Source organism: Desulfitobacterium metallireducens DSM 15288 (assembly GCF_000231405.2).
Taxonomy (GTDB): Bacteria; Bacillota; Desulfitobacteriia; order Desulfitobacteriales; family Desulfitobacteriaceae; genus Desulfitobacterium_A; species Desulfitobacterium_A metallireducens.
Genome location: NZ_CP007032.1, coordinates 1,676,507 through 1,687,749, shown reverse-complemented (window position 1 = coordinate 1,687,749; position 11,243 = coordinate 1,676,507). Strand labels below are relative to the sequence as shown.

General features: G+C 40.7%; 9 protein-coding genes. 7 read left to right on the top strand and 2 right to left on the bottom strand.

What is annotated here, in order from left to right:
• Positions 1–53: 53 nt before the first annotated feature.
• Entirely contained in the window at positions 54–1,202 is a 1,149-nt protein-coding gene (locus DESME_RS08050) for an MFS transporter (RefSeq protein ID WP_006717205.1), read from the top strand.
• A 153-nt stretch (positions 1,203–1,355) separates the two neighbouring features.
• On the opposite strand, the gene DESME_RS08045 is transcribed toward DESME_RS08050, so the two are convergent.
• A complete protein-coding gene (locus tag DESME_RS08045; protein WP_006717203.1) occupies positions 1,356–2,681 on the bottom strand; it encodes a DNA recombination protein RmuC in 1,326 nt (441 codons plus the stop codon).
• A gap of 121 nt (positions 2,682–2,802) precedes the next feature.
• Between DESME_RS08045 and DESME_RS08040 the strand changes: the two genes are divergently transcribed.
• The 6 genes from DESME_RS08040 (at position 2,803) to DESME_RS08015 (ending at position 9,858) form a co-directional block, all read left to right on the top strand.
• Positions 2,803–3,552, top strand: a complete 750-nt coding sequence (locus DESME_RS08040) for a GGDEF domain-containing protein (protein WP_006717200.1) — start codon at positions 2,803–2,805, stop codon at positions 3,550–3,552.
• Between the two features lie 42 nt (positions 3,553–3,594).
• Complete coding sequence (gene htpG, locus DESME_RS08035) at positions 3,595–5,439, top strand: molecular chaperone HtpG (RefSeq protein ID WP_006717198.1); 1,845 nt, start codon at positions 3,595–3,597, stop codon at positions 5,437–5,439.
• Between the two features lie 211 nt (positions 5,440–5,650).
• Positions 5,651–6,478: a hypothetical protein gene (locus DESME_RS08030; RefSeq protein WP_025248725.1), complete on the top strand. Its 828-nt coding sequence runs from the start codon at positions 5,651–5,653 to the stop codon at positions 6,476–6,478.
• 60 nt (positions 6,479–6,538) lie between these two features.
• A complete protein-coding gene (locus DESME_RS08025) occupies positions 6,539–6,967 on the top strand; it encodes a MarR family winged helix-turn-helix transcriptional regulator (protein ID WP_006717194.1) in 429 nt (142 codons plus the stop codon).
• Positions 6,968–6,996: 29 nt separating this feature from the next.
• Complete coding sequence (locus tag DESME_RS08020) at positions 6,997–8,670, top strand: GH3 auxin-responsive promoter family protein (RefSeq protein WP_006717193.1); 1,674 nt, start codon at positions 6,997–6,999, stop codon at positions 8,668–8,670.
• 21 nt (positions 8,671–8,691) lie between these two features.
• Complete coding sequence (locus DESME_RS08015; RefSeq protein ID WP_006717191.1) at positions 8,692–9,858, top strand: MFS transporter; 1,167 nt, start codon at positions 8,692–8,694, stop codon at positions 9,856–9,858.
• Here DESME_RS08015 and pepT read toward each other — a convergent pair whose 3' ends face one another.
• The gene (gene pepT, locus DESME_RS08010; protein ID WP_006717188.1) at positions 9,859–11,085 is read right to left on the bottom strand and encodes a peptidase T; all 1,227 of its coding nucleotides are present in this window, start codon (positions 11,083–11,085) and stop codon (positions 9,859–9,861) included.
• Between the last annotated feature and the right edge of the window lie 158 nt (positions 11,086–11,243).

Below are 11,243 nucleotides of genomic sequence, written 5' to 3'. Positions count from 1 at the left end.
GAGTAAAAGTCCAAGCAAAATTTGAGTTGTATAAGAATTAAGGTGGGGAAACAATGGCGAAGGAGAAGGGGACAGACGAGAAGCTATGGAGTCGTAGTTTTGTGTTGCTGATATTTCTCAATTTTATAATGTTTATGGGCTTTCAGATTCTAATGCCTGTTTTACCGGTTTATGCACGTGCCCTAGGAGGAAATGAAGCGACGGCTGGACTTGTGGTGGGCATTTTTACAATTTCAGCAGTGGTGGTTCGCCCGTTTATCGGCAAGGCACTCGATGTCTTCGGAAGAAAGAAGATTTTTCTGATGGGCTTTTTCTTCTTCTGTCTATTCTCTCTCTCATATATAGCGGCTTCAACAGTTCTAATGCTCTTATCTTTGCGTTTCTTTCATGGTTTTGGTTGGGGTACAACGAGTACAACTGCAAACACAGTAGCGTCCGATATCATTCCTCGCAGTCGCTTAGGGGAGGGAATGGGTTATTTTGGATTGACGTCCACTTTAGCGATGGCGATTGCACCGGCTTTAGGCCTTTTTATGATCCAGCATTCACGCTTTGGATTTGAAGGAGTTTTTACTTTCTCGGGTATTGCTTTTTTGATAGCCTTGGGTTTAAGTCTCGGAATCCGATATCCTGCTCTTCAACCTCAACTGGGAAAAAGTGCGCTTTTTGAAAAAAGTGCCTTTCGCTCCGCAACGATAGTTTCATTATTAACGATGCCGTATGGTTCGGTTGTGACGTTTATTGCTTTATATGCCCAACAGCGGGGAATTACAAATGTTGGTCTCTTCTTTACAGTTTATGCATTTGTCTTGATGATTTCGCGCCCGTTATTTGGTCGATTAAGTGATCAGAAAGGTTTCGGAATTGCTATAGTACCCGGCCTTTTTGGAGTTATGCTAGCCTTGTTTCTCCTTTCACAGGCTAAAACTCTTCTCTTTTTTCTATTCGCAGGAGCAGTCTATGGATTAAGTTTTGGTGCAGCAATGCCTGCCTTGCAAGCCATGTCTGTTCAGAAAGTTCTACCTCATCGTAGAGGAGCAGCAAGTGCAACCTATTCCACAGGTTTTGATTTAGGAATTGGACTCGGATCAATTCTACTTGGAACGGTTGCTCAGGTTTCAGGTTATAGCAGTATGTACTTATGGGCGATTCTTCCGGTCATGCTGGCCTTATTTATCTTTTTCTTTCCTGCGAAACACTAATTAAAAATCGTGTTCATGAATTAAAAGATCATCAACTTAATTAAACTTATCGTAAATTTCGATTAGATTCCCCATTGATCGACACTTGGTCTTCAGTTATAATGATTTGGTTCTGTGAGTTTTGTCCATATTTTATGAAATCTACTCCATTTCCTACTCCTTCTCCTCTGAGTTGGAGGCTAATAATACTGTGCTTTCTTCGATAGGTAAGGTTTGAACTGTTTTGAGTTTCCGTTCAATCGTTCGCGACTTTTTGGTGGCGGTTTCGATAGTATGACTTGCTTCTTGAAGTTTCTTCTGAGTTTTTTCTAAGATTTCGATAAACTTTCCAAATTCTGTTTTGACCGCCCCGAGTAGATTCCAGACTTCGCTGGAGCGTTTTTCAATGGCAAGGGTTCTAAAGCCCATCTGTAAGCTGTTGAGTAGGGCAGCTAAGGTAGTTGGTCCGGTGATCACTACTTTATAATCCCGTTGTAATAGATCACAAAGACCGGGACGACGAAGTACTTCTGCATAAAGCCCTTCAATGGGGAGAAAGAGAATTCCGAAATCGGTGGTATGGGGTGGATCAATATATTTCGAATGAATCGATTTTGCTTCCGATTTGATGCGGTTTTCCAGTGCTTTACTCGTTTCTTCAACGAGAGAAAGGTCTCCTTTGTCTTGAGCATCCTGAAGGCGTTCATAATCTTCAAGTGGAAATTTAGCATCAATCGGTAACCAGACAGTATTATTATCACCATCTTTGGCAGGAATTTTAATCGCAAATTCGACACGATCATTACTTCCGGGTTTCGTGGCAACATTCAAGGCGTATTGCTCAGGAGTTAGAACCTGTTCGAGAAGATTTCCAAGTTGGACTTCCCCCCAAATACCGCGGGTTTTAACGTTGGTCAGGACTTTTTTGAGATCTCCTACCCCTGAAGCAAGAGTTTGCATCTCACCGAGCCCTTTATGGACCATTTCTAGCCTCTCACTTACGAGCTTGAACGATTCACCAAGACGTTGTTCTAAGGTTGATGTTAGTTTTTCATCAACGGTCACGCGCATTTGCTCTAGCTTTTGAGCATTATCCTGTTGTAGGTGAAGAAGTTGTTCTTCGACTGTTTTGCGTAGAAGTTCAAGCTTTTGCTCATTAGATTGGGTTAGATGATTCATTTGACGAGCAAAGCTATCGAGTTGATTTTGTTGGATATTGGAAATTTCAGACATTTGCGTGAGAACTGAATCATTGAATCGCTTGAGTGATTGATTTTGTTCCTCACGAGTCATACGCGCATTATTGCTCGTTTCTTGACGATTTTGAGCGACTTCTTGCAGTAGAACTGAATTATGACGCTCAAGGTTCTTTTCTAAATAGTCTAGTCGATTTTCCAGTTGAGAAAAATTGAGATGAGTCATCTTATTCCAGAGTATGAGCAAAAGGAAGATACATAAAACAGTAAGCCCAGTTGAAACGATAAGTAAAGTCTCTGTCACCTTGTTCCCTCCATATGAATTGCTTAAATATTCATTTCAGTACTTACTTTACCATAAAGCAACGACTTTTTTTTGTTTATATTTTTCTATGCCCTTTGGCGTGAAAGGAGATATTAGGCAAATGAAACGCTGGTTTCGTACGGGAATTCAACTGGCCCCCTTGATCCTACCATTATTAGGTGTGGGGTTGGGAATTATCGGATATCTTCTGAATCATTATGTTCCGCGTGAATATGAATTTAAGGCTTGGGTAGGGGTTATTTTGATTTTAATCATCAATGGAATTCTGCTCGGACAGGTGCTTAAATCCTTAGCATTGAATGCAACAATGGATCCGTTAACCGGGCTGGGTAACAAAGGCTTATTTTATTATTTCTTAAAGTATCAGATCCAGAAATGCAAAAAGGGGACTCAGCTTAAAGAGCCTAATTATTTATTTTCTTTAGCCATGATAGATATCGATAATTTTAAAGCCTTAAACGATACCTATGGTCATCTAGCTGGAGACAGTGTCTTGAAAAATATAGCTCGAATTTTTGAACGAAATGTACGTTCCTCTGATGCTATCATTCGTTGGGGCGGCGAAGAATTTGCGATTGTTTTACCAGGTACTGAAGATGAAGGGGCTTTAGTCTTTTTGGAACGTATTCGTGAAATTATTGCCAACTATAATTTCGGACCAGAGGTTCAATCTCAGAAAGTCACAGTCAGTGTGGGTGTAGTTTCATCAAGGAATCTAGAGCATATAAAAGATGAAAATGAGATCATCGATGATATTGTCCAACGTGCTGATCAAGCGCTTTATCACGCCAAAAAGACAAAAAATTGCGTGGTTGGGTATGAGTTAATCTTGAAGTCTGACCAAAGTTGACTATAATAGAATAGTGAAGGACAATTTCAGGAGGCTATCAGTATGAGTAAAACAGAAACAAAAGAATTTCAAACCGAAATCCAGCAATTGCTGGACATTGTTATTAACTCTCTCTACACAGACAAGGAAATCTTTTTAAGAGAGCTCGTCTCGAACGCTTCGGATGCTATGGAGAAACTCCATTTCCAACTGGTTTCGGGTCATGACATCAAAGACAAAGATCTACCTTTGGAAATTAAAATCACGACGAATCTAAATGAACATATGCTTACGATTGCTGATGCGGGTATTGGTATGACCAAGGAAGAATTAACCGAGAATCTTGGAACGATCGCGCATTCCGGCTCTAAGGCATTTGTGCAGAACTTGGCGGAAACTGGAGATAATAAAGACTTAAATTTGATCGGCCAATTCGGTGTTGGTTTTTATTCCGCTTTTATGGTTGCTGAAAAGGTCACCATTTACACTCGGTCTTACCATCCAGAAGCTGCTAGCTATATCTGGGAATCTGATGGAAAAGGAAGTTATACCGTAGAAGAGACGGAGGACTTACCTCGAGGAACACGAATCGTTCTTCATCTAAAAAAGGATCAAGAGGATTTTGCGAAACCTGAAACAGTGAAACGGATAATCAAGCAGTATTCAAGCTTCGTTCCTTATCCAGTCAGTGTAGATGGAGAGAATGTAAATACCGTTCAGGCACTTTGGACCAAGAACAAAAATGAAATTACGGAAGAGGAGTATACTGAATTCTATAAGTTTATTGCTAATGCCTATGATGAACCTCTTTTACGTCTTCATTTTTCTTCCGATGCTCCCATCAATATTAATACGCTTTTGTTCGTGCCTAAAAATAATATTGAAAAATTAGGATTTGGTCGAATGGAACCCAGCGTGAATCTCTACTGTAAGAAAGTTTTGATTCAAGCTCAAGCAAAGGATATCTTACCAGAGTGGTTGCGTTTTGTGCAAGGTGTAGTCGATAGTGAAGAACTCCCCTTAAACATTTCACGTGAGACGATGCAGGATAGCGCTTTAGTGGCAAAATTAAATAAAGTTGTGACCAGTCGCTTGCTTAAATATCTCGGAGACCAGGCAAAGAACGAACCCGAGAAATACAAGGAATTCTGGAAGGAATTCGGTATATTCCTTAAAGAAGGAGCTGCAAACGATTTTGCTCACCGCGATGAAATCATGAAGCTTCTGCGCTTTGAGTCTTCCCAAACCGAAGGAGAAAACCTCCTCTCTTTGTCTGAGTATGTAGAGCGAATGAAAGAAGAACAAGAAGCCATTTATTATGTCAATGGTCCGAGCCGCGAGGTTATTGAAGCCGGTCCGTATCTTGAAGTTTTCAAAGATAAAGGTTATGAAGTCATTTATACCCGCGATTCAATCGATGATTATGTTCTCATGACGGTCGGTGAATTTGAGGGTAAAAAGCTGATTTCCGCTGATCAAGCGGATCTAAATCTAACGCGTGATGAAAATAAAGTTGATGGACAAGAGGGGCTAGAAGGTGACGAGCTCGAAAGCTTTAACGAATGGTTAAAAGAGCTTCTCGGAACGAAAGTCACTGAAATTCGCGAGTCGAAACGCCTTATTGATAGTCCTGCTCTCATTTTAAGCCCTTTTGGATCGCACAGCATGCAAAGAATGATGCAAATGATGAACCGGGATTTACAGGATGTTCCTGCTGGAATCTTAGAAATTAATCCTCAACATGCGTTGATTCTACGCCTCAACGATTTGCGTAAAAGAGAGGATTCTTTTGCACAAGTCGCTGTGGAACAACTCTTTGCCAATGCCCAAATCGCGGCAGGTATTATTGTGGATCCGCGTGGCATGGTTAATCGACTAAACGAGATCCTGGAAAAAGCACTAGGATAATTTAATCATTATATCATTGGAAAAGCCGGTATTCCTCTAGAATTGGAATACCGGCTTTCTTTTTTCTATTTAGTCATATTGAGTTAGTCATATTGAGAATTTACCAATCAGAATTTTGCCCAATTTTTTAGTAAACTTAGAATTCTAACTAGACCATCTGCATATATTTCTTTAATCGAACAAGCCTTAAGAATGCAGGGGGAAGGTAATAGTGATGCGTTTAGAAGTAAACAAAGGCATAGGTGAAGCATGCTATGATGTGCCAGATTGGGGAACTTTGGAACTTCCAAAGCCGGCGTTTAACCGTCTACGAAAAAGATCCTTACCCTGGTTTAAAGAAAAAATAAGTTGGGCTGGGGAGTATTTCACTGATCAACGTTGTGAAAATATGGACATAGTTGCTACTTATCGCCCTTATCATTTTAACGGTGCTGATTTTGGACTTTACTTGTATATACGCTACTTTATGGCATTTCTTCTTAATATCTTAGAAACAACAAAACTTTCGATCGGTGAAGCCCATGCCTTTTCTTTAGAATGCGTGCAATCACATGGGGCTTTTCACTATCTCGTGGAACAATTTGCAGAACGCTATGATCTTCATCAAACGGAATTCAGTTTGGAACGAAAACATAATATTTATCAAAACTATAAGCGGGAAGTTTATTGCCAATGCTGGGGGACAGGGGAATGTTTTGAAGAAACCCTTGCAAATGCCTATGTTATTCAAAATCATCCAGAATGGGATGACTTAAGGATTACATATTTACGCCAACTTTACGCACGGCAACGCGGGGGGTACGTACAGGCCGCACAACTAGAGGTGCAGGACCGATCAGCGCTGTACAGTCATCTTGAAAACCAGATTATCAGGTCTGATGAGATTACAGGTTATCTTTTCTTAGAACAATGGATTAAACACAAAACACCTTTTAACGTTGAACAACTTCCTATTTATCTCGTGAATGATGGTTTAGAGGACTCTGAATTTGAGAAGATCCTTGAACTCTTTTTTCCAACGTTTCTTGAGCTAAAATAGTAATTGACATAAACTATTTAGATGGCATACAATTGACCTCATAATGAGGTGATGAAACTTATGCAAAAAGAATATGAAACCCAAATTTTACTGCATACAATTGGACAGAAATATCAATATTATTTGCTTCCCAAAGAAGGATCAATTTCTCTTCACCAATTTCATGCTCTTAAATTTCTCGAGCAGAAAAAGAGCTGTACCCCTTCTGAAATCGCGAAACAATTCAATATTACGCTGGGAGCAGTGACTGGATTTGTGGATCGGTTATATAAACAAAACTTGATTACGCGCGAGCGGAGTGAACAGGATCGTCGGTTGGTTGTCATTGAACTTTCAGAAGAGGGAAAGAATCAGTTAGGAAACTTCGAAAAAAAACTCTTTGAGGTTCACCAACAAATTAAGGAAAAATTAGGAGAGAAAGAAATCGAACTTCTTAATCAGCACCTTGCTCGATATCAGCAGGTCCTTTTGGAAATAATCGAGGACTAAAATTAGATAAGGCAATAGGGAGTGGGAGAATGAGTTTTTTAGAGCAAGGTCTTAACGCGGTATATGCTTTTGCAGCAGATTATTTTTACCATAAATTTGTTAAAGAAACGAGAAATGCAAAAAAAATCAATCATAAAATATTAAAAAAAATTTTGACAGATAACACTAAAACTGAGTTCGGACAGAAATATCATTTTCCTGAGATCCATAATTCTGAAGACTATAGAAAGGTTGTACCCTTAACGAAATTTCCAGCATACGAAAGTTATGTCGAGGAAATTGCAGCAGGTAAAGAAGATGTCTTGACATCTGACCCTGTACTTTACTTTGGACTAAGTTCCGGAACGACTGGAAAGCAAAAGAAGATACCCACAACTGGACGTTCGCGCAAAATTATGATGTTAAATATGATGTTTACACAGCACGGAATTTTACGTCACGCTCTTCCTGAGGCTAGACAAGGGGGGAGGGGACTTCTTTTAATGAATATGCTTCAATCGGGAACCACCTCTGGTGGAGTTCCTACTGGTTCAGGGACCTCAGGTGGAGTTCAATCGATGCAAAAAGTCCTTCCGTATTTTTGGACTTCCCCTTTGGAGATTTTAGAGATCTCAGATCAAAGCATTGCTAATTATTTACATCTCCTTTTTGCACTCCAGGAGGAAAACCTGACCTATATTATGGCACCCTTTCCTTCGGCCATTGTTCAGCTTTTTGGTGTTCTTGAAGAAACATGGCCACAACTCATGAAAGACCTAAAAACAGGCCTTATTTCATCTCAATTAGCGCTTAAGCCCGAAACACGTTCCTTACTAGACGCCAAATTAAAACCTCAGCCTAGAAGAGCGGAGCGTCTAAGTCGGGAATTTCAACAAGGATGGAAGGGAATCGCTCGACGTCTTTGGCCAAAACTTGCATATGTTTCGTGTGTAGCAGGCGGAAGTTTCAGTGTTTATATGGAGAAACTTAACCGTTACACTGAAAATCTGCCTGTTTACTCAGCAGTATATGGGGCAACTGAAGCCCTTATTGGCTTAGCCACAAGCATTAATGAAGCGACCTATGTTGTTACACCGGGGGCTGCTTATTATGAATTCATTCCCATTTCTGAAATGGATTCCACATGTCCGACAACGCTAGAACTTGATGAGCTTAAGATCGGAGAATCCTATGAAATCGTGGTGACCAATTATTCAGGGTTTTACCGCTACCGTTTAGAGGATGTGGTCAAGGTGACAGGGTATTTCCATCAAAGTCCGATTCTTGAATTCCAATATCGTAAAGGCCAGCTTTTGAATATTTCTGGTGAAAAAACTTCTGAACTAGCGGTTCAAAGAGCAATGAGTGAAACAGCGCAGACCTTGTCGATCACGGTTGAGGATTATACTGCAACTCTAGACCTTAAAGAAACTGTAGGACGTTATCATTTCTATGTAGAAGCCGATTCGTCAAAACTTGAAAATTTCCAGGAGAATCTTGAAAAATATCTTCAAGCAGCTAATCCCCGCTATCGCGCAGGTCTCGAAGGCAAGCGGATTTCTCCCTTAAAAATAGATTTCGTCCAGGCTGGAACCTTCCAAAAATTGCGGCAGGAGTTGCTGCGACGAGGGGCGTCACTCAATCAGGTGAAAATTCCTCGTTGGGTAAAGGATGAGCAATTTCTGGCGATCCTCGAAAATAACCGGAGAGTTAACAAAGAATAGAAAAGGGGATAGTTAACTAACATGGAGAAAAAATATATTCGTCCTATGATTATTATCGTTTTAATTCAATTTTTCGTCATGGTTGGTTTTGGAATTGTGATTCCAATTCTGCCCTATCTCGTTCAGGACTTGGGGGGGAATGCGCTTTCCCTTGGAATTTTTATGTCGGCTTATTCAATTATGCAATTTTTCTTTGCCCCGTTTTGGGGCCGCCTTTCAGACCGCATTGGGCGGAGACCTGTCCTTCTTATCGGGATAAGTGGCTATGGGTTGACGTTTATTTTTTTTGGAATGATTCATAATTTGTGGCTTTTGATTGCCGTTCGAGCATTATCGGGAATGGTCTCATCCGCGACTCTTCCCACTTCGATGGCTTATTTAGCCGATATCACTGAAGGCGCAGATCGCTCGAAAAGCATGGGAATGATTGGCGCGGCAATGGGGCTTGGGATGGTCTTTGGACCTGCGCTGGGGGGATGGTTAGGTCATTACAGTTTTTCCACACCATTTTTTGTGGCAGGTGCTTTAGCCCTTGCAATTCTACCCTTTGCCTGGAGTTTTTTACCGGAGACATTACAAAAATCGAGTGCTGCTTCGAGTAAGAAGATTCCGCATTTTAGTTTTGAAATAGCGAAAGATCCTCTCTTCGCCTTATATATCTTCAACTTTATTATTAGTTTTTCCATGGCTATGTTTGAGACTACATTTGCAATGTTAGCTGCGGTTAAAGTAGGTTTTGGACCAAAAGAGATGGGGACGACATTTACGATCCTCGGAATATTTGGGGTTATTGTTCAAGGCGGACTAATTGGCAAATTAGTGAAACGGTTTGGAGACGCTAACTTAGTCAAAGCGGGGGCTTACTTCTGCGCGATCGGTCTAATCTTTATCCTTATCGCTCCGAACGCGATAGCGTTGATTATTGCAACCATTCTATTTATGGTTGGTAATTCCTTGATGAGCCCCACCAGCTCAGCTCTTGTTACCAAACAAGGAAATCAAAGCCAAGGAGCGTCGCTTGGACTTTTCCAATCGTTCGCAAGTTTGGGGCGAATCCTCGGACCGATTATCGGTGGAGCTCTCTATGGGTTATCCATCGGATTACCCTATGTTTCCGGTTCCCTTCTTCTTTTGGGTACAGTCTTAATCGCAGGAAGAAAATTGAATCGATATGAAAAATCAGCCTGATTAAGGTTTACTATAAAGCTCAATTATTTTGAGAATGACTTCGACTCCTTTTTCAAGAGCAAAGGAAGGGATAAATTCATATTTCCCATGGAAATTATGTCCGCCTGTGAAGAGGTTTGGAGTGGGCAAGCCCATATAGGAAAGACGTGCACCGTCGGTACCTCCTCGTATCGGACTAATATTGGGTTTGACTCCAACAGCTTCCATTGCGTGTTGAGCAGTTTTAACGATATGCATAACAGGCTCTATTTTTTCACGCATATTCTGATACTGATCTGTAATTTCCAATGTAAAGGCGTCTTCACCGTATTTTTGTTGTAACTGGTGAAGGGCCTTTTTCATTGTATCTTTGCGGTTTTCTAGACTTTTACTTTCAAAGTCGCGAAGTATGTAGTCAAGCACAGTTTCCTCGACATCCCCGTGAAGGCTATTCAGATGATAAAACCCTTCATATCCTTCCGTATGCGCCGGGGTCTCCTGTTGTGGAAGAAGGGAGATGAACTCATTGGCCAAGAGCAGGGAGTTAATCATCTTTCCCTTTGCACTTCCTGGGTGAACATTACGACCGTGAACTTTAAGCACAGCTTTAGCTGCATTGAAATTTTCATATTCTAATTCGCCAATCGGACCTCCATCAACAGTATAGGCAAAATCTGCAGCAAAACCTTTTACATCAAAATGGTCAGCCCCACGACCAATCTCTTCATCAGGCGTAAATCCAATGCAGAGTTTACCATGAGGAAGATCAGGGTGGTTATTTAAATATTCTAGAGCGGCCATAATCTCAGCAATGCCCGCTTTGTCGTCAGCTCCAAGCAGGGTCGTTCCATCTGTTGTAATTAAATCAGCTCCAATATAATCGTTGAGTTCTGGAAAATCCTTAGTAGAAAGAATAATGTTTTGACTAGGGTTTAAAACAATATCACCACCAGGGTAGTTTTTGATCAGTTGAGGTTTAACCTCATGGCCTGAAATATCAGGGCTAGTATCCATATGAGCGATAAAACCGATGGCGGGTACGGTTTGGGTAATATTAGCGGGAAGAGTGGCATAGACATAGCCTTTCTCATCTTGCTTAACCCCCTGCAATCCTAAACTTTTGAGTTCGTCCACCAATATTTTACCCAAAGCAAGTTGTTTTGAAGTACTAGGGACTGTCGTAGATCCTTCATCCGATTGGGTGTCCATCTGGACATATTTAAGAAACCGATCAATGACTTTGTTCATGTTTTAACCTCCACTTCTTGGATTCATCTAAGTTATCGTTGTTAACATGAAGTTAACTTAATTTTTTGAGAAGTTAACAAAATGCTTCTCCAATTGCATGATATCAGTATGGCACATTTCTTGCAATAAAATAATAACATGTTTCTAAAATCGTAGTA

What these genes read in the sequence shown, in the direction of transcription:
- DESME_RS08020 (WP_006717193.1), top strand. Translation starts at nt 6,997, where the DNA reads ATGAGTTTTTTAGAGCAAGGTCTTAACGCGGTATATGCTTTTGCAGCA.
- htpG (WP_006717198.1), top strand. Translation starts at nt 3,595, where the DNA reads ATGAGTAAAACAGAAACAAAAGAATTTCAAACCGAAATCCAGCAATTG.
- DESME_RS08040 (WP_006717200.1), top strand. Translation starts at nt 2,803, where the DNA reads ATGAAACGCTGGTTTCGTACGGGAATTCAACTGGCCCCCTTGATCCTA.
- DESME_RS08050 (WP_006717205.1), top strand. Translation starts at nt 54, where the DNA reads ATGGCGAAGGAGAAGGGGACAGACGAGAAGCTATGGAGTCGTAGTTTT.
- DESME_RS08015 (WP_006717191.1), top strand. Translation starts at nt 8,692, where the DNA reads ATGGAGAAAAAATATATTCGTCCTATGATTATTATCGTTTTAATTCAA.
- DESME_RS08025 (WP_006717194.1), top strand. Translation starts at nt 6,539, where the DNA reads ATGCAAAAAGAATATGAAACCCAAATTTTACTGCATACAATTGGACAG.
- pepT (WP_006717188.1), bottom strand. Translation starts at nt 11,085, where the DNA reads ATGAACAAAGTCATTGATCGGTTTCTTAAATATGTCCAGATGGACACC.